Source organism: Mesorhizobium sp. NZP2234, assembly GCF_013170765.1.
Classification (GTDB): domain Bacteria; phylum Pseudomonadota; class Alphaproteobacteria; order Rhizobiales; family Rhizobiaceae; genus Mesorhizobium; species Mesorhizobium loti_D.
The window spans coordinates 4,432,360-4,448,800 of the sequence record NZ_CP033364.1; the positions used below are offsets into that span (position 1 = coordinate 4,432,360).

Annotated in this window: 20 protein-coding genes and 1 tRNA gene; 10 read left to right on the plus strand and 11 right to left on the minus strand. The window is 62.6% G+C overall.

The features are described from left to right. Nucleotides 1–5: 5 nt before the first annotated feature. Nucleotides 6–341, minus strand: coding sequence for a hypothetical protein (locus tag EB230_RS21880; protein WP_155772405.1), 336 nt, complete (start codon nucleotides 339–341; stop codon nucleotides 6–8). Nucleotides 342–464: 123 nt separating this feature from the next. Here EB230_RS21880 and EB230_RS21885 point away from each other — a divergent pair, with 123 nt between their 5' ends. After that, nucleotides 465–1,196: a hypothetical protein gene (locus tag EB230_RS21885; protein WP_172375151.1), complete on the plus strand. Its 732-nt coding sequence runs from the start codon at nucleotides 465–467 to the stop codon at nucleotides 1,194–1,196. Nucleotides 1,197–1,244: 48 nt separating this feature from the next. On the opposite strand, the gene EB230_RS21890 is transcribed toward EB230_RS21885, so the two are convergent. Then, complete coding sequence (locus EB230_RS21890; protein ID WP_019857879.1) at nucleotides 1,245–1,448, minus strand: DUF3126 family protein; 204 nt, start codon at nucleotides 1,446–1,448, stop codon at nucleotides 1,245–1,247. A gap of 151 nt (nucleotides 1,449–1,599) precedes the next feature. Further along, a complete protein-coding gene (gene cysE, locus EB230_RS21895) occupies nucleotides 1,600–2,448 on the minus strand; it encodes a serine O-acetyltransferase (protein ID WP_056566866.1) in 849 nt (282 codons plus the stop codon). 146 nt (nucleotides 2,449–2,594) lie between these two features. Here cysE and EB230_RS21900 point away from each other — a divergent pair, with 146 nt between their 5' ends. Further along, nucleotides 2,595–3,200, plus strand: a complete 606-nt coding sequence (locus EB230_RS21900; RefSeq protein WP_056566581.1) for a hypothetical protein — start codon at nucleotides 2,595–2,597, stop codon at nucleotides 3,198–3,200. Nucleotides 3,201–3,301: 101 nt separating this feature from the next. Further along, nucleotides 3,302–4,267, plus strand: a complete 966-nt coding sequence (gene speB, locus EB230_RS21905) for an agmatinase (RefSeq protein WP_056566868.1) — start codon at nucleotides 3,302–3,304, stop codon at nucleotides 4,265–4,267. A 22-nt stretch (nucleotides 4,268–4,289) separates the two neighbouring features. Here the strand turns inward: speB and EB230_RS21910 are convergent, their stop codons facing one another. From EB230_RS21910 to EB230_RS21920, 3 genes are read right to left on the minus strand one after another with little or no spacing between them, the layout of a single operon-like run. Beyond that, nucleotides 4,290–5,057 (minus strand): alpha/beta hydrolase, encoded by a 768-nt coding sequence (locus EB230_RS21910; protein ID WP_056566583.1) that lies wholly within the window; start codon nucleotides 5,055–5,057, stop codon nucleotides 4,290–4,292. Between the two features lie 19 nt (nucleotides 5,058–5,076). After that, nucleotides 5,077–5,640 carry a DUF192 domain-containing protein gene (locus EB230_RS21915; protein WP_056566586.1) on the minus strand — a complete coding sequence of 188 codons (564 nt, stop codon included), beginning with the start codon at nucleotides 5,638–5,640 and terminating at the stop codon, nucleotides 5,077–5,079. A 24-nt stretch (nucleotides 5,641–5,664) separates the two neighbouring features. Beyond that, the gene (locus tag EB230_RS21920; protein WP_056566589.1) at nucleotides 5,665–6,261 is read right to left on the minus strand and encodes a cold-shock protein; all 597 of its coding nucleotides are present in this window, start codon (nucleotides 6,259–6,261) and stop codon (nucleotides 5,665–5,667) included. Nucleotides 6,262–6,478: 217 nt separating this feature from the next. On the opposite strand from EB230_RS21920, the gene gloA reads away from it, so the two are divergent. Continuing rightward, nucleotides 6,479–6,919: a lactoylglutathione lyase gene (gloA, locus tag EB230_RS21925; protein WP_056566592.1), complete on the plus strand. Its 441-nt coding sequence runs from the start codon at nucleotides 6,479–6,481 to the stop codon at nucleotides 6,917–6,919. A gap of 126 nt (nucleotides 6,920–7,045) precedes the next feature. Beyond that, on the plus strand, nucleotides 7,046–7,336 hold the full coding sequence (locus tag EB230_RS21930) for a DUF2218 domain-containing protein (RefSeq protein ID WP_056566595.1): 291 nt from the start codon (nucleotides 7,046–7,048) through the stop codon (nucleotides 7,334–7,336). A 1-nt stretch (nucleotide 7,337) separates the two neighbouring features. Here EB230_RS21930 and EB230_RS21935 read toward each other — a convergent pair whose 3' ends face one another. Together EB230_RS21935 and ilvA are read right to left on the minus strand one after the other, a co-directional pair. Next, nucleotides 7,338–7,892, minus strand: coding sequence for a DUF1697 domain-containing protein (locus EB230_RS21935; protein ID WP_056566598.1), 555 nt, complete (start codon nucleotides 7,890–7,892; stop codon nucleotides 7,338–7,340). Then, nucleotides 7,889–9,145 (minus strand): threonine ammonia-lyase IlvA, encoded by a 1,257-nt coding sequence (gene ilvA / locus EB230_RS21940; RefSeq protein WP_172373946.1) that lies wholly within the window; start codon nucleotides 9,143–9,145, stop codon nucleotides 7,889–7,891. The genes EB230_RS21935 and ilvA overlap by 4 nt, the downstream gene beginning before the upstream one ends. 230 nt (nucleotides 9,146–9,375) lie before the next feature. On the opposite strand from ilvA, the gene EB230_RS21945 reads away from it, so the two are divergent. The 3 genes from EB230_RS21945 to EB230_RS21955 all read left to right on the plus strand — a co-directional run bounded on the left by EB230_RS21945 (nucleotide 9,376) and on the right by EB230_RS21955 (nucleotide 12,151). Next, a complete protein-coding gene (locus EB230_RS21945) occupies nucleotides 9,376–9,696 on the plus strand; it encodes a hypothetical protein (RefSeq protein ID WP_246738836.1) in 321 nt (106 codons plus the stop codon). Between the two features lie 74 nt (nucleotides 9,697–9,770). Continuing rightward, the gene (locus EB230_RS21950; protein WP_056566606.1) at nucleotides 9,771–10,844 is read left to right on the plus strand and encodes an alpha/beta hydrolase; all 1,074 of its coding nucleotides are present in this window, start codon (nucleotides 9,771–9,773) and stop codon (nucleotides 10,842–10,844) included. A gap of 143 nt (nucleotides 10,845–10,987) precedes the next feature. Next, nucleotides 10,988–12,151: an alpha/beta hydrolase gene (locus tag EB230_RS21955; RefSeq protein ID WP_056566609.1), complete on the plus strand. Its 1,164-nt coding sequence runs from the start codon at nucleotides 10,988–10,990 to the stop codon at nucleotides 12,149–12,151. A 20-nt stretch (nucleotides 12,152–12,171) separates the two neighbouring features. On the opposite strand, the gene ade is transcribed toward EB230_RS21955, so the two are convergent. Then, nucleotides 12,172–13,989 (minus strand): adenine deaminase, encoded by a 1,818-nt coding sequence (gene ade / locus EB230_RS21960; protein WP_172373947.1) that lies wholly within the window; start codon nucleotides 13,987–13,989, stop codon nucleotides 12,172–12,174. Nucleotides 13,990–14,158: 169 nt separating this feature from the next. Here ade and EB230_RS21965 point away from each other — a divergent pair, with 169 nt between their 5' ends. Next, nucleotides 14,159–14,824, plus strand: coding sequence for an outer membrane protein (locus EB230_RS21965; RefSeq protein WP_172373948.1), 666 nt, complete (start codon nucleotides 14,159–14,161; stop codon nucleotides 14,822–14,824). A 282-nt stretch (nucleotides 14,825–15,106) separates the two neighbouring features. Beyond that, nucleotides 15,107–15,192, plus strand: a tRNA-Leu gene (locus tag EB230_RS21970). Between the two features lie 44 nt (nucleotides 15,193–15,236). Here EB230_RS21970 and EB230_RS21975 read toward each other — a convergent pair. Both EB230_RS21975 and EB230_RS21980 read right to left on the minus strand, forming a co-directional pair. Next, nucleotides 15,237–15,548, minus strand: coding sequence for a hypothetical protein (locus EB230_RS21975; protein ID WP_155772404.1), 312 nt, complete (start codon nucleotides 15,546–15,548; stop codon nucleotides 15,237–15,239). A gap of 183 nt (nucleotides 15,549–15,731) precedes the next feature. After that, on the minus strand, nucleotides 15,732–16,310 hold the full coding sequence (locus EB230_RS21980) for an NUDIX domain-containing protein (RefSeq protein ID WP_056566871.1): 579 nt from the start codon (nucleotides 16,308–16,310) through the stop codon (nucleotides 15,732–15,734). Between the last annotated feature and the right edge of the window lie 131 nt (nucleotides 16,311–16,441).

The window sequence follows — 16,441 nt, forward strand, 5'->3', positions numbered from 1 at the left end:
TCGTCTCAGATGCCGGACCCTAGGAGACTGATCATCCATGAGGCAATGGCGAGCGTGACAATGCCCAGCGCCAGGGACCAGGCAATCGCCGTGCAGCCGCATGACAAGAGCGCGACGGTCGAGATGCGACCCTCACGCCGCGCATCAAGGGCATCGTTGACCAGCATGAACGGCCCGGCGCCAGCCGTGGCTGCCAGCGAGCGCAGCACATGCGAGGGCGATACGTAGGGTTCGGTGAAGGCGACCTTGCGGCCTGATATCAGTTCCATCGCCGAGCCCGTCAGGCCGCAAACCGTCAGCCCGACGAGAAAAGCAAACAGGAAGAGTTCCATCTGGGCCACCTTAACCTTCCATTTACCATGAAATCGCACAGTCGTTTCAGGAAGGCTGCAAGAGCCGTGCCGCGTGATGTGTGCCGCCGAGGCACAACTGGAATGGCGGACGAGCGGTGGATGAGGACCGAGATGAAGCAGGCAGCGATCGCCGACGGCCCGGAACTCACCGTGGTCGATTCCATGCTGATGAAGCGGGTGTTCTACGCCTTCGCGGCACTTGCCTTGCTGTCCGTGGCGATCAGCCTTGGCGGCAAATGGTTCGGCCATTCGATCGCCATGGCCGGATACACGGATGATCCTACCATCCGCCAGGTCGTCATCGGCAACAATGTCATCGCGGTGCCGGCCAATTTCATCCGTTTCGCCCAAGCCCGGCGCGATGGCATCGCCTCGCGTCTCGACCTTTATCTGCGCTATCCCCAGATGGACGGCTACAGCGAGGCTGCTCGCGACGATTTCAATCACTCGGAAGCCAACAGGAACATCGTCTTCCTGTCCTTCGAACCGCAGATGATGTCGCGCGACATGAGTGGCCGGTTCGCGCCGATCTACAGCGCGCTCATCGTCCAGCCCGGCATTCCGGGACCTGGAAGCACGACGGTCTACGGTTTCAACGAGAAATCAGGGTATCTGAACGAGGTGCTGGTTGTCGGCAAGCGCCCGGGCAAGGATCCCTTCGTGGCTCGCTGCCTGAGCGGGCCGAGTGCCGATCAATCTCTGGCGCCTTGCGAGCGAGACGTCCATGTCGGCAACGATCTCAGCCTCACCTACCGTTTTCCCAAGGAATTCCTCGGCGACTGGCAGACGCTCGACGCGGCGATCACGGCCGAGGCCGGGCGATTCCTGAAGACCGGACATTGATGCAAAGACAGGCCACGCCCGGCGCGGCCTGTCTTTGGATTTGCGGGCTCAGCCCAGATCGATGTCGAGGATCGCCATCGAGAAATTGTAGTCGCCGTCATCCTCGTCCTTGAAGACGATGCCGAGGAACTCGTCACCGACATAGACTTCGGCCGAATCTTCCTTGCGTGGCCGTGCCTTGACCTCAAGCTTGGGGTTCTGGAAGACGCGCTTGAAATAGGCGTCCAGCTTTCTGATTTCGTCCGGCTTCAACAGTCTTCTCCGATCATCGGGCTTGCTGGTTTGAAGGGCGCTTCTGGCACGTCGACAATGGCGATGTAAAGGCAAGCCGGCCGTATTGCACCGGAAGCGGCGGCTACCGGGCACAATCGCAATCACGCCGGACAGCGCGCCGGCGCGGAAATCAGATGTCGAAACTGATCACTTGGTCCATCTTCTGCGACGGCAGGAGCTGGTCCATCTGGCGCGAGGGCTGGTCGCAGCCGGTCTCGCCGACCACGCGGGCCGGCACGCCGGCAACCGTCTTGTTGTGCGGCACGGGCGACAGCACCACCGATCCGGCGGCGACCTTGGAGCAATGGCCGATCTCGATGTTGCCGAGGATCTTGGCGCCGGCGCCAATCAGCACGCCACGGCGGATCTTGGGGTGACGGTCACCGCCTGCCTTGCCGGTGCCGCCCAGCGTCACGCCGTGCAGGATCGATACATCGTCCTCGATCACCGCGGTCTCGCCGACGACCAAGCCGGTGGCGTGATCGATGAAGATGCCCTTGCCGATGCGCGCGGCCGGATTGATGTCGGTCTGGAAGACCGAGGACGAACGGCTCTGCAGGTAGAGCGCGAAATCCTTGCGGCCCTGGTTCCACAGCCAGTGCGCCAGCCGATGGGTCTGGATGGCGTGAAAACCCTTGAAATACAGAACCGGCATGATGAACCGGTCGCAAGCCGGGTCGCGGTCGTAATAGGCCTGGATGTCGACGCGCACGGTGGTCGGCCAGTCCTTGTCGTCGGTCAGCATGGTCTTGAAGGTCTGGCGGATGAGATCGGAGCCGATATCCTGATGGGCCAGCCGTTCCGCGATCCGGTGGATGACGGCCTCTTCCAGGCTCTCCTGGTTGAGGATCGTCGAATAGAGGAAGGCGGCGAGCAACGGATCGCGGTTGACCGCGTCCATCGCCTCGTCGCGGATTGAACGCCAGATCGGATCGACCGGCTGCAACGCGCTGTGGCGGGAAATGCTGATGCTGTTCATCGACGTCTCGTCCTGCGTCCTGCTGGCTTGCCTGTTGTGCTTGCCTGCTGTCTGGCCGCACATATAAGCCAGATCATAGCACGATTGAACTCAATTTTCCTTAGTGCTTCGTCAAATGGATTTGGTTCGCAGGAATTCAAGCAGCCATGGAAAACGAACCCTTGATCGACCCGGCTCTGAAAACCGAGTTGTCAATGCTCTACCAAGCCGAGGATCGCCACTACCACAACCTCGCCCATATCGAGGCGATGCTGGCGCTGGCCGGCGATTATCGAACGCTGCTCGACGACCCCCGGGCGGTTGAAGCGGCGATCTGGTTCCACGACGCCATCTACGACAGCAAGGCCAAGGACAATGAGGCCAGAAGTGCAGCTCTTGCCGAGAAAAAGCTTGTGGGCAGCACCGATGCCGGGCGTCTGAACCGCATCAGCGCGATGATCCTCGCCACCGCCACGCACCAATTGCCTTTGTTCGACAACGCGGCGGCAACACGCGACGCCAGCCTCTTCCTCGACATGGACCTGTCCATCCTGGGTAGCGCGCCGGATGCTTTCGACGCCTATGAGCGCGCGGTCCGCCGCGAATATGGCTGGGTGGAGGAGCCGATGTGGCGTGCCGGACGGGGTGCCGTGCTGAAGGATTTCCTCGCCCGCCCGCATATCTTCCATACGCAGGAATTTCGCCAGCGCTTCGAGCCTCAGGCCAGGCTGAACATGGCGCGCTCGCTGGAGACCCTGCAGAAGCCTTCGTGATTTTTCGCTCTGGTTCTCCCGGCTTTCGCACGCGGCCCAAGGAGGCAGAACTGCGAGACACCGATATCGTCAAACGTGAACTCTTCTGAGGTGCCGACATGATGAGTAGCAATTTCTTCCAGCCGGTCGATGCCTCGGCCGTTCCCCGTTTTGCCGGGCTGTCGACCTTCATGCGGCTGCCGGCGGTGGCCAGCGCCGAAGGGCTCGATATCGCTCTCCTCGGCATACCGTGGGATGGCGGAACGACCAACCGCGCCGGCGCCCGCCACGGCCCGCGCGAGATCCGCAACCAGTCGAGCCTCATGCGGCGCGTCCACCACGTCTCGGGGACCGAACCGTTCAGCATCGCCAATGTCGCCGATGTCGGCGATCTCTCGGTCAATCCCATCAATCTCCTGGACGGGTTGAAACGCATCGAGGAAGGCATCGCCGCGATCGTGACGGCAGGCGCCATTCCGCTTGCCGCTGGCGGCGACCATCTGACGACACTGCCGGTGCTGCGCGCCGTCGCCAGGGAACGTGCGGTCGGCATGATCCATTTCGATGCGCATTCCGACACCAACGACCGTTATTTCGGCGACAATCCTTATACGCACGGCACGCCGTTCCGCCGCGCTATCGAGGAAGGCCTGCTCGACCCCAGGCGTGTCGTGCAGATCGGCATCCGAGGCTCGATCTATGAACCGGGCGAGCACGATTGGGCGGTCGCCCAGGGCATTCGCATCATCTACATGGAGGAATTCGTCAGGCGGGGTGCCGCCAGCGTCATGGAGGAAGCGCGCGCCATCGCCGGAACCGGCCCGACCTATGTGACCTTCGACATCGACTGCATCGACCCGTCGATGGCGCCGGGAACCGGCACGCCCGAGCTCGGCGGCTTCACCACCCGAGAGGCGCAGGAAATGGTGCGCCTGCTCGACGGGCTGAACATTGTCGGCGCCGATGTCGTGGAAGTGGCGCCGCCGTTCGATCTCGCCGGCATGACGGCGCTGGCGGGTGCCACGATGATGTTCGAATTGCTGTGCGTGCTGGCGAAGTCGGTTCAGGCAGCACGGGCACCGGACTAAGCGCAAGCACCAGCGCGGGCGGTCAAAGCGGATATTCGGCGTAGAACTCCAGCACGCGTTGCTTGAAGGTCTTGTCCCCGACCGCCAGCATGTGGTCGCGGCCGTCGATGTGGAAAGCCCTGGCGTTCGGCATCAGGGCGGCAAGCTCGTCGGGCGAGCCGCCGATATCGTCTGTCGTACCGACGGCAACCAGTGTCGGCTGGGCGATGCGAGCAATGTCTGTCTCGTCAAGCAATTCCCGGGATTTGGCGATGCAGGCGGCAAGCGCCCGGCGATCGCTGCGGGTCTGGTCGGCGAAGGCGCGAAAGGAGCGGCCGCGCGGATGGGTGGTCGCGGCTGGATCCTCGGCAAGCAGGGCCGCGGCAATCGGGTCCCAGTCGCCGACGCCGTCGATCATGCCGATGCCAAGGCCGCCAAAGACCAGCGTCGCCACCTTGTCCGGATCGGACAGGGCCAGGAACGCCGCGATGCGCGCGCCCATCGAATAGCCCATCACATGGGCCCGTTCGATGCCGAGATGGTCGAGCAAGGCGGCGGCATCGGATGCCATTTTCGCGGGCGTATAGTCGGCCTCGTCATAGCTCTTGGATGAAGAGCCATGGCCGCGATTGTCGAAGGCGATGGCGCGATAGCCGGCGTCGTTGAGCGTCTTGAACCAGCCGGGCGACACCCAGTTGACATAATGGCTCGAAGCGAAGCCGTGGATCATGAGCACGGGATCGCCCTCGCCCGACACCGGCTGGCGATCGAGGAAGGCAAGATCGAACCCGTCATGGGGAAAAAACTGCATCGGAAGGCGACCCCTGCTCTCAGTCGGAATCGACGTTCGGAGAATCGCCCTTGTCCGCCGGCGACATGCCGGGCCCCGACGCGGTGCCGATCACGGGATGGCGCAACAGATCGCCGTCCACGATACCGTCCTTGGCGGCCGTGCCGGCCTTGAGCTCAAGTACGAAGCGGACCGGTTCACCGGGCGACACAATCGCCTCGGATTGCGGCTCCCCTTGCTTGATCGCGCGGATCCTGCCGTCCTGGCCGACAAAGATCAGGTCGAGCGGCATCGGCGTGTTCTTCATCCAGAAACTGACATTGCGTGTCTCATCGAAGACGAACAGCATGCCATGATTGGCAGCCATGTCCTCACGAAACATCAGGCCGGCCTCACGCTCGGCCTCGGTGTCGGCGACTTCGATCGAGAAGGAGCGTTCGCCTTGTTTCGTCACCGCGACCAGCGGCGTCGGGTCGACAGGAAGGATCATCGCCCGGCCGTCGGCCGCGCTGGGGACCTGGAAATAGAAGAAGGCGCCCGCGGCGATGATGACGGCAGCAGCGGCGCACAACACGCCCGCCGTCAGCCAGTTCTTGTGAGCCATATGAAATCCTCGGCCGGAATCGCCCTAGTGCGAGATCGGCAAGGTGCCCATATCGGGGTGAATTTCGGCGGCCATAAGGCCTTTGTCACCACGACCGAAACGGACAAGCACAACCTGCCCCGGCCGAAGCTCGGTGATGCCGTAGCGGCGCAAGGTCTCCATATGGACAAAGATGTCCTCGGTGCCCTCGCCACGCGTCAGGAAGCCGAAACCCTTGGTGCGGTTGAACCACTTGACCAAAGCTCGTTCGAGCCCGCTCTCCGGCGTCACCGCGACATGGGTGCGCTGTTCCTGCATTTCCGCGGGATGGACAGCGGTGGTGACATCCATGGACAGCACGCGGAATGCCTGCAGCCCGCGATCGCCCTGTTTGACCAGGCAGACGACGCGCGCCCCTTCCAAGGCTGTCTGGAAGCCGTCTTTTCGAAGGCATGTCACATGGAGGAGGATATCGCCCGAGACACCGTCATCGGGAAGGATGAACCCATAGCCCTTGGCCACATCGAACCACTTGATGGCGCCGGCAATTTCGGTCAGGTCGGCGGCATCGCCGCCTTCATCGCGCTTCAAGGCGTCGCCAAGGGTTCCGGCCCGCCCCGTCAAAGAGGCCTTTTCCCCCATAAGAATGCCCCCTTTTTGCAAGAACACCGCAACTGATTCTTGACACCAGATTAACACCGCGGCTTCCGGTGTGTGCAAGACCTGCCGTGCCTTTTTTCACGGTTCATTGCGCGAATACCGGATTTGTTCTTTGCCGGCATTGCCCGCCGCCGGCAGATTGCCCTTTGCACGGCTCGACCCTATGTTGCGCCGCATCCCAACAGAACGAGGAAAACACATGCGCTATCTGCACACCATGGTCCGCGTCGCCGATGTCGATGCCTCGCTCGATTTCTACTGCAACAAGCTCGGACTTAAGGAAGTCCGCCGCTATGAAAACGAACAGGGCCGCTTCACGCTGATCTTCCTTGCCGCCTCCGAGGACGAGCAGAGCGGCATCAACGAGAAGGCGCCGCTGATCGAACTCACTTACAACTGGGACCCCGAAGACTACAAGGGCGGGCGCAATTTCGGCCACCTCGCCTATGAGGTCGACGACATCTACGCCACCTGCCAGCATCTTATGGACAATGGCGTCGTCATCAACCGGCCGCCGCGCGACGGCAACATGGCCTTCATCAGGTCGCCGGACGGCATCTCGATCGAGCTTTTGCAGAAAGGCCCGGCGAAGGCCAAGGCCGAACCCTGGGCTTCGATGGCAAACACCGGAAGCTGGTAGGCGTTGATCCGGGCGGACAGCGCCCGGCAACCCTTTGCGCTCGGCAAGATACTGCCTATCTGTGTCGTGCCGTGCCAGCGCCGGCCCATTGTCAGGGAACGGGCACCCGTCCGCGGAGAATTCCACATGCCATCCAGCCATGCCGACGTCGCCACAGAACATGCCAGCCGCTACCTGCAGCAATTGTGCAAGCATTGGGCGCACAAATTCCCGGTCGAGTTCGATCCGCACCACGGCGCGATCGACCTCTCGCTTGGTCGCACCGTCATGGATGCCGATGCGGCCGCACTGCACATCACGGTGTCGACCGATGAGGCAGGAGCGCTCGAGCGCCTGGAAAGCGTGGTCGCCGATCATATCAAGCGCTTCGCCTTCCGCGAGGAACTGACCTTCGACTGGAAGCCGGCGGAGGCGTGATCTAGGTTTTGCCGGCCTGACCGGCCATCTCCAGCAGCGCCAGCACCGAGCGCCAGTTGCGCGCGGTGCCCGGCACCTTCAGAACGCGCGGAATGAGGTTCGCAAACACGGATTTGCCGAGGCCATCGGGCGCGCTGAGGTAGAGTACGTCGCCCTTTACCTCGAAGCGCTCTGGGCCGGTGCACTTTTCGGCCAGCCGCGCCACCTCGTCGACGGTGGGCTCACGCTCCAGCGCATAAGCATGGAGCTTGGTGTGGTCGGCGGCCGCTTCCGGATAGGGATTTTCACTCACCAGCCGTTCGAACCATGGGAGATCGCGCACCATGATGCGGGAATGAAAACCCCACTTCTTCTCGAAGGCCGTTTCGATCTGCCTGGTTAGCGCGGCCGCGTCGCCCTTGCCGGCCCGGAACACGGCATTGCCGCTCTGTACATAGGTGGCGACATCGGAAAAGCCGAGATCCTCGAAGAACGACCTGAGCTCCGCCATCTTGACGATGCGATTGCCGCCGACATTGATGCCGGAAAACAGCGCGATGAAAACCTTGCCGCTCATATGATGAATCCCGCCAATGTCTCGTTGTCGGTGATATCCTGGTACTGGACGCCTTCGGCCTCGAAGTTTGCCTTCAGCAGGTCGAAATTGCGGCGGTCCTTGGTTTCGATGCCGATCAGGACCGAGCCGAAATTTCGCGCCGACTTCTTCAGATATTCAAAGCGCGCGATGTCGTCGTCCGGACCCAGCATTTCGAGGAAATCGCGCAGCGCGCCGGGGCGTTGCGGGAAGCGGATGATGAAGTACTTCTTCAGGCCCTCGAAGCGCAGCGCCCGTTCCTTGACGTCCGGCAGCCGCTCGAAATCGAAATTGCCGCCCGAGACCACGGCGACGATGGTCTTGCCGCGGATTTCCTTCCTGGAAAAATCCTTCAGCGCATCGATCGCCAGCGCACCGGCCGGCTCGAGCACGACGCCTTCGATATTGAGCATCTCGATCATGGTCGCGCAGAGCCGGTTTTCCGGGATCAACCGCACCATGTCGGCGGCAAAGTCCTTGAGATACCGCAAGGGTTCGCGGCCGATCTCGGCCACCGCCGCGCCATCGACGAAGTTGTCGACCTTCGCGAGCTTCAGCCGCTTTCCGGCCGCGAGGCTGTCGTGCAGGCTCGGCGCCCCGGCCGGCTCGCAGAAGACGAAGCGCGCCTCCCTGCCCTGATCGGCGAAATAGTGGGTGACGCCGGCGGCGAGCCCACCGCCACCGACTGGCAGCATGATGATGTCAGGCATGCGCGCACCGGCCATCTGGTCCGCGATCTCATAGGCCACCGTCGCCTGCCCCTCGATAATGTCCTTGTGGTCGAAGGGCGGCACCATGTGGGCACCGGAGATTTCGGTGAATTCGAAGGCGGCGCGATAGCAGTCGTCGAAAAAGTCGCCGACCAGCCTGATCTCGACGAAATCGCCGCCGAACAGCCTGGTCTTGTCGATCTTTTGCTGCGGCGTCGTCACCGGCATGAACACCACGCCTTTTTTGCCGAAATGGCGGCAGACGAACGCGAAACCCTGTGCATGGTTGCCGGCCGACGCGCAGACGAACAAGTCAGCCTGGTTGCCGGCGGCAAGCGCCTTGCGGAAGAAATTGAAGGCGCCGCGGATCTTGTAGGAGCGCACCGGGCTCAAATCCTCTCGCTTCAGCAGCACCCGAGCGCCGGTCTTTTTCGACAGGTAGTCGTTTTCCTGCAGCGGCGTTTCCGGAAAGATCTGACGGAGCGCCGCGGCGGCGACGGCGACGCGGGAGGAAAAACTGCTCATCGGAAAGCCACCTTGTGCCGCATGTTTCGTACAGACCTGTCATCGATCCGGCCGCACAGCGCCTATCTGTTGCAAGCTGATCCGGCGCAGCCGACCCTGCCTATTGCATATCCGGCTCCGCAACGCCATTGTCCGGCCCTTCATGCCCTTGCGCAAAGGGCATTCGCAGAATCCTTGCAAGCACTTGGAGGCGTTTGTTCATGCCTGTTGCATCAGTCGGTCTGAAATCCATGTCGCTGCCGGAATTCGGCGAACCGATGGCGATGACGCCGGTCGCCCGAAACACCCATGGCGACCGCGAGCATGCCGCCAACATGGAGGATGGCATCGCGCTCGCCGACGACGCGCCGCGCGAGGGGCTCGCGGCGCGCTGTCCCCAAGCCTGGAGCCGTGTCGAGGCGCGGCGCGCCTTCAGGTCGGATGTCGGCATCCGCCTCAAGCCGGAGGTGCTGCCCTTGCTCCAACATTCCGGCTTTCCCATTTTGGCTTTCGCGCAACACTGCGATGGCCGTAAGCAGCCGCTGACCACATTTCGACGGGACACGACTTAGTTCTGCCGCACTCTCCCTGTCCGGGAGGTGTCGCGGGGGTGGATGGGCCTTTTGGCCGGAGTGGAATTTCAGACGTGCCTTTGAAGAAAATACTTACCGTTGTTCTCGCCTTGCTCGCCGCCGGCTGCGCCGGCCCGCAAACGCAGGAATTGCTTGGCAGCGCCATCGTCGCCGCGCCGGTGACCGAAATCGCCGGCAACCACTCCATCTTCATTGCCACGACGCGCAAGAAATCCGATGATCCCAACAAGGTTTTCGACGGTGAGCGCTCGGCGACGCTGAACTATGCGCGCGTGAATGTCACCGTCCCAGGCCTCCACAAGACTGGTCAGATCGAACGGCGCTCACGCGGCAAATCGGATGATCCGGCCAAATATTTCATGGCTTCCGAGGTCGTCGGCTACGATGCGCAGCCGAAATTCTCCAGCGCGCTCAACGCCGATATCGCGGCGCGCGGCGGCCGCGTCATGGTTTTCGTGCATGGCTACAACACCGGCTTCGACGACGCGGTCTATCGCCTGACCCAGATCGTCCACGATTCCGGCTATCCGGGCACGCCGGTGCTGTTTTCCTGGGCCTCGGGCGCAAAGACCACCGATTATGTCTATGACAAGGAAAGTGCCAGCGCCGCACGCGACCAGCTCGAAGTGACATTGCGCATGCTGCAGCAGTCCGGCGCGCGGCGCATCGATATTGTCGCGCATTCGATGGGAACCTGGGTGACCATGGAAACGCTGCGTCAGATGGCCATCAGCGGCGACCGCGATCTCGGCGGCAAGCTCGGCGACGTGGTGCTTGCCTCGCCCGACATCGATGTCGATGTGTTCAAGAGCCAGATGCGCCGCTACGGCAAGCCCGACAAGCCGTTCATCCTGCTGTTGTCCGACGACGACCGCGCGCTGAGACTCTCCGGCCTGATCGCCGGTTCGCGGCCGCGCGTCGGTGATTACAAGGATGCCGCCGATCTTGCCTCCTATGGCGTGACGGTCGTCGATCTCTCCAAGGTCAAAGGCAGCGACAGCTTCAACCATACGAAATTCGCCGACAATCCGGCGCTGGTGAAGATGATCGGCCAGCGGCTGCGCGAGGATGACGGCTTTGCCAGCGACCGGGACGTGACCGACCGCATCAGCCTGCTCGGGCAATAGATGCGGCACCACGGATTTCGCCGTGTCCGTTCACCCTTGCGGCAGTGTCAGGCCACTTTGAACTGGACCACGCCGGCCTCTGGCTATATCGGAATGGTGTGCGACGTCATGCGTTTGACGTCCCCCGTCGCGGGAGCCGGCGCTTGACCTTGCGCTTGAAGAGTTTCGTCGTCGCCTTGGCGCTCGCCGTTGCCGGCTGTGCTGGCCAGAACACGCATGATCTGCTCAACAAGACGACGGTCACGGTTCCCGCCTCCGACATCGCGGCCACCCACGAGATCTTTGTCGCCACCACCCGCCAGCAGGCGACCAAGGATCCACGGCAGGTGTTCGACGGCGATCGCTCGTTGACCACCAGCTACGCCCGTGTCGATGTCACCGTGCCGAAGGTCCACCAGGTCGGAGCCATCGAGCGGGCCAAGGGCTCGGCCAACTCAAACCCGGCCAAGCAATTCACCGCCACCAATGTCGTCCACTATGGCGATGGCCCGCAATTCGCCAAGGCGGTCGGCGCCGACATCGCCATGCGCGGCGATCGCGCACTGGTGTTCGTGCACGGCTTCAACAACGGCTTCGACGATGGCATCTACCGGCTGACGCAGATCGCCCACGACACGAAGTATCCCGGCACGCCGGTTCTGTTCTCCTGGGCGTCGAGCGCCAAGACGACGGGCTATATCTACGACAAAGACAGCGCCAACGCCGCCCGCGACGACCTCGAGGCGACGCTGAGGATGCTCGCCAAGACGCGGGTCAAGAGCATCGACATCATCGCCCATTCAATGGGAACCTGGCTGACCATGGAGGCACTGCGCCAGCTCGCCATCACCGGCGACCGCGATCTCGACGGCAAGCTCGGCTATGTCGTCCTGGCTTCGCCCGACATCGATGTCGACGTGTTCAAGAAGCAGATGATACGCTACGGCAAGCCGAACAAGCCGTTTGCCGTGCTGCTTTCAGGCGATGACCGGGCGCTCAAATTGTCTTCACTTATCTCTGGCGACAAGCCGCGTGTCGGCGACTATGGCAATGCGGCCGACCTCGCCAGCTATGGCGTCTCCGTTGTCGACCTGACCAAGGCCAAGGGCGGCGACGGTGGCCTCAACCACGCGAAATTCGCCGACAATCCGATCCTGGTGCAGTTGCTCGGCGACCGGCTGCGCACCCCTGCCGGCCTCGCCTCCGACGAGCCCGACCCGGCACAGCTCAACAATCTCGGCCAGGGCCTCGGCAAGGCCGTCGGTTCAGTCGCCGAGGTCGTCATCACCACGCCGTTCAAGGTGCTGACCATCGTCACCGGCGGGTGAGCAGGCGCCGGTACCTGGCCTCAGACGAACAGGTCGACCTTCCGGAAGGTCGTTACGTCGATCAGGCCGACATCGGAAATCCTGAGTTCCGGGATGACCACCAGCGCCAAAAGCGAATGCTGCATGTAGGCGTTGTTCAGGGAACAGCCCATCTTTCGCATTGCCTCGGTCAGTTTCTCCGCCTTGGCGGCGACGATCTCGGCGCGCTCGTCCGACATCAGCCCGGCGATCGGCATTTCGACCAGCGCCAGTTCCTTGCCCTTGGAAAACAACACGACGCCGCCGCCGACTTCGCCCAGCCGGTTGACCGCCAGCGCCATGTCCCGCTTGTTGGTGCCGACGCAGATGATGTGATGGGCGTCATGCGCCACGCTCGAGGCCATGGCGCAATCGCTCATATAGCCGAACCCGGAGACGAAGGCGTTGGTGACACCGCCCGTGCCCCTGTGGCGCTCGACGAGCGCGATCTGGCAGACATCGTTGCGGCGATCCATGGCGACCAGCCCGTCCTCGACCGGTAGATCCGCTTCCAGCGCCCGAGTCGGCGCCTGGTTCTCGATGACGCCGATGACCCGCACCCGCACCTCGTTGGCACCCTTGGGAGCCGCGATGTCGAAATCGCCGGCCTTCAGCTTCTTGCCCAACTTGACGGTGTTCTTCGCCGTCTTCGGGTAGTCGTAAGCCGGAATGTCGATCTCGAGCTTGCCGCCCTTGGCCAGCCTGACGCCGCGCGCATAGACCTCGTCGATGGTCATTGCCGCGAGATCGGAGACAATCAGCAGGTCGCCCAACCGCCCCGGCGCGATCGAACCGATCTCACGTTCCAGCCGGAAATGCTGGGCGGTGTTGATCGTCGCCATCTGGATCGCCGTCACCGGCTTCAGCCCCTGGCTGATGGCGTGGCGCACCACCCGATCCATGTGACCTTCGTGCACCAGCGTGCCTGAGTGGCTGTCGTCGGTGCACAGGATGAAGTTACGCGGATCGATGCCGCTCTCCGTCACCGCCTTGATCTGGGAGGCGACGTCGTACCAGGCCGAGCCCAGCCGCAGCATGGCCTTCATGCCCTGGCGCACGCGGGCGATAGCGTCCTCGGCGCGCGTGCCCTCGTGATCGTCCTCGGGTCCGCCGGCGACATAGCCGTGGAACGGGAGGCCAAGATCGCGCGACGCATAGTGGCCGCCGACCGTCTTGCCCGCATGGACCGTCGCCGCGATCTCACCCGACATGACCGGATCGTTGGCGGCGACACCCGGAAAATTCATCACCTCGCCGAGCCCGATAATGTTTTCCCAGGTCATCGCTTCCGCGACATCGGCCACCGTCAACTCGGCGCCGGCGTGCTCCAGCCCGGGCGCCGAAGGCACGCAGGACGGCATCTGCACATGCACGTTGATGGGCATCGCCACCGCCTCGTCATGCATCAGCCGCACGCCGGGCAAGCCGAGCACATTGGCGATCTCGTGCGGATCGATGAACATCGACGTCGTGCCGTGCGGGATGACGGCGCGGCAGAATTCGGTCACCGTCACCATGCCGCTCTCGACATGCATGTGCGCGTCGCAGAGGCCGGGTACCAGATAGCGCCCGCCGGCATCGACCACCTTGGTGCCTTGGCCGATGGCGTGGCTGGCATTCGGCCCACAATAGGCGAAACGGCCGCCGGCGATGGCGATGTCGGTGCCGGCGATGATCTCGCCCGAGTGAACGTTCACCCAGCGGCCGTTGCGGATGACGAGGTCGGCGGGCTTGCGCCCCATGGCAACGTCGACCAGATGCGTCGCCATCTCGGTCCAGGGCTTGGGTTTCGTCGCATGCGCCGCCGGCTTCTTTGCCATGAAGGGACTCCTGTTTGCACGACTGTGCCAAGCCTGCCTGGTTTTGACCAGCGCCAAACCGCGGGTCGGCGAGCCGCACAGGCTGCAACCAGAAATGGATTCCGTTTTGTCGTAAATCGGTCTACCTTGCCTGCCAAGGATCTTTCTGGCTCTTCATCCGGGGAGTTCAATGTATCGCCTATTGGTCGCAAGCGCCGGTCTTCTTGCCGCCCTGTCCATGCCGGCTTTCGCGGCCGACCCGACAGTCGACGTGCCGATGACCGCGCCAGGCTTCGACTGGACCGGATACTACGCCGGCCTGCAGGCAGGCTATGGCTGGGGCCAATCCGACATCTCAGGAACGGAGGGCGAGCCGTTTTCCGTCTCGCCTGACATCGATGGCGGTTTCGTCGGCGGGCACGTCGCGGGGCTTTGGCAGTTCGACCAGGCGGTGATCGGCGCGGAAGCCGACCTCAACTATTCCGCCGTCGACGGCGCGACCGAAGCGGGGCCAGGGAACAATTTCGGCACCGACATCAAGTGGTTCGGGTCGGTCAACGCCAAGGCTGGCTACGCCATGGACAGGGTGCTGGTCTACGGCATAGGCGGCATCGCCTTTGCCGGTGTCGAAACCTCGCAAGCGTCGGGCTCCGCCTTCTCCCAGACACGCACGAATGTCGGCTGGACCGTAGGTGCCGGCGTCGACTATGCGCTGACCGACAAGTTCGTCGTCGGCGCGCAGTATCGCTATTATGATTTCGGTTCCGAGCACTATGATGGATCCGCCGATTTCGTCGGCCGCGACCAGGATACGAAGCTGAACACCGTCGGGATCAATCTCAGCTACAAGTTCTGATCCTTACCGACATCGACAGGCGCGCGACGCCTGTGACGCAGTCAACAATTCGACGATAGGGGCGGCCGGCGCCCCCAGTGGGCGGGGGAATGGGTTGGGCCTGGTAGACGCCGGCCTCGGCGGATCAAATCCACCGTCCAAACACCTTACTCATTGCGCGCGGCGCGGATAATTCCGCGATCACACCAGTATCGCCACGCTTTCTCCTATGGGGTGCGCGTTTCCGACAGCTCAAGAACACGACTTGACGGCCTGTGTCTGACATCTGAAAAGGGCGGGCCTGCGGACGTGGCGGAATTGGTAGACGCAAGGGACTTAAAATCCCTCGATCTCTGATCGTACGGGTTCGATTCCCGTCGTCCGCACCACAATGAAATCATACGACCGTCAAAGGGACCTTCTTGCCTGTTTGCTAGATGCGCGTGGTGCCGCTCTCTTGGCCACCAGTACGTTGTATAGGCGACGGCTGACCGGCGCTTCGCCCATGGTCTGGTCCACAGCCCACCTCAATGATTCCGACCAGCGCGCGCACAAACTCAACCATGTCGTTTGCCGTAATGGCCGCTTGGTCAGGGCTCTGCCCAATGCGTTCGGCGGCCGCGCAACATGACAGACGGATGAGATCGTAGTGCGGATCCCTTTCATCCTCCGGCAACACAGACAATTTCATGGCTCGGCGATAAATCAACCGCAGCAATTGTTCGAGAGCTGCTCCGACACTCATGCGCTTGCTCCGCATTGGTCAAGCCTCCCGCGCTCCAGGGCGCTGGGAACGTCGATGAGGAGGTGTCCCATTCTGTGCCAAAGGCTGCATCACAGCCATTAATATATCGTTTATTGCTAATATACGCTTCGCGGGAGCGGCCCTGTGGCCTCCATGAGGTCGTTTGCGGGCGCCAGAACACTGTCAGGCAAGGATCGGGTTCAGCTTCAGATACTGGATCAGAATAATCGTCTTGGCATCGACGATGCGGCCGTCGGCGATGCCGGCCAGCGCCTCGTCCAGCGGCATTTCCAGAACCTCGATGTCCTCCCCCTCCTCCGGCGCGCCGCCGCCGGCCGAGATTCGGTCGGCGGGCGAATAGCGCGCGACGAAGAACCAGAGCCGCTCGGTGACGCTGCCCGGGCTCATGTAAGGCGAGAACAGCCGTTCCACATGTTGCAGCCGGTAGCCGAGTTCTTCCTCGGCCTCCTTGCGGATGGCGGTCTCGGGATCGTTTTCATCGAGCAGCCCGGCACAGGCCTCGATCAGCGGTTCGCGGTGACCGGTCACGTAGGCGGGATAGCGGAACTGGCGCACCAGGAGCACCGTCGAGCGCTGAGGGTCGTATGGCAAAATGACCGCGCCATCGCCGCGATCATAAGTCTGTCGGACCTGCGTCTCCCATTGGCCGTCGCGCCGGCGGTAATCGAGGACAGTCTTCTTCAGGACAGCCCAGTCGTCGGAGAGGATTTCTTCCGAACGGATGCGGATGCGGTCTTCCATCATGGTCTCCATGCTATGGGTCGAGGCGTAGCCGCCAACCGGTATTTGCGCAATGCAGGCGAATGGTTCAAAAATACGTTTCACCGTCTCGTGTCTGGCGCGCCCTCGATCCATTGCCTAGACAGCTGCTT

Excerpts from the sequence above, each read along its gene's own strand:
- EB230_RS21885 (WP_172375151.1), top strand. The coding sequence starts at position 465 with ATGAAGCAGGCAGCGATCGCCGACGGCCCGGAACTCACCGTGGTCGAT.
- cysE (WP_056566866.1), bottom strand. The coding sequence starts at position 2,448 with ATGAACAGCATCAGCATTTCCCGCCACAGCGCGTTGCAGCCGGTCGAT.
- EB230_RS21900 (WP_056566581.1), top strand. The coding sequence starts at position 2,595 with ATGGAAAACGAACCCTTGATCGACCCGGCTCTGAAAACCGAGTTGTCA.
- speB (WP_056566868.1), top strand. The coding sequence starts at position 3,302 with ATGAGTAGCAATTTCTTCCAGCCGGTCGATGCCTCGGCCGTTCCCCGT.
- EB230_RS21910 (WP_056566583.1), bottom strand. The coding sequence starts at position 5,057 with ATGCAGTTTTTTCCCCATGACGGGTTCGATCTTGCCTTCCTCGATCGC.
- EB230_RS21915 (WP_056566586.1), bottom strand. The coding sequence starts at position 5,640 with ATGGCTCACAAGAACTGGCTGACGGCGGGCGTGTTGTGCGCCGCTGCT.
- EB230_RS21920 (WP_056566589.1), bottom strand. The coding sequence starts at position 6,261 with ATGGGGGAAAAGGCCTCTTTGACGGGGCGGGCCGGAACCCTTGGCGAC.
- gloA (WP_056566592.1), top strand. The coding sequence starts at position 6,479 with ATGCGCTATCTGCACACCATGGTCCGCGTCGCCGATGTCGATGCCTCG.
- EB230_RS21930 (WP_056566595.1), top strand. The coding sequence starts at position 7,046 with ATGCCATCCAGCCATGCCGACGTCGCCACAGAACATGCCAGCCGCTAC.
- EB230_RS21935 (WP_056566598.1), bottom strand. The coding sequence starts at position 7,892 with ATGAGCGGCAAGGTTTTCATCGCGCTGTTTTCCGGCATCAATGTCGGC.
- ilvA (WP_172373946.1), bottom strand. The coding sequence starts at position 9,145 with ATGAGCAGTTTTTCCTCCCGCGTCGCCGTCGCCGCCGCGGCGCTCCGT.
- EB230_RS21945 (WP_246738836.1), top strand. The coding sequence starts at position 9,376 with ATGTCGCTGCCGGAATTCGGCGAACCGATGGCGATGACGCCGGTCGCC.
- ade (WP_172373947.1), bottom strand. The coding sequence starts at position 13,989 with ATGGCAAAGAAGCCGGCGGCGCATGCGACGAAACCCAAGCCCTGGACC.
- EB230_RS21965 (WP_172373948.1), top strand. The coding sequence starts at position 14,159 with ATGTATCGCCTATTGGTCGCAAGCGCCGGTCTTCTTGCCGCCCTGTCC.
- EB230_RS21975 (WP_155772404.1), bottom strand. The coding sequence starts at position 15,548 with ATGAGTGTCGGAGCAGCTCTCGAACAATTGCTGCGGTTGATTTATCGC.
- EB230_RS21980 (WP_056566871.1), bottom strand. The coding sequence starts at position 16,310 with ATGGAAGACCGCATCCGCATCCGTTCGGAAGAAATCCTCTCCGACGAC.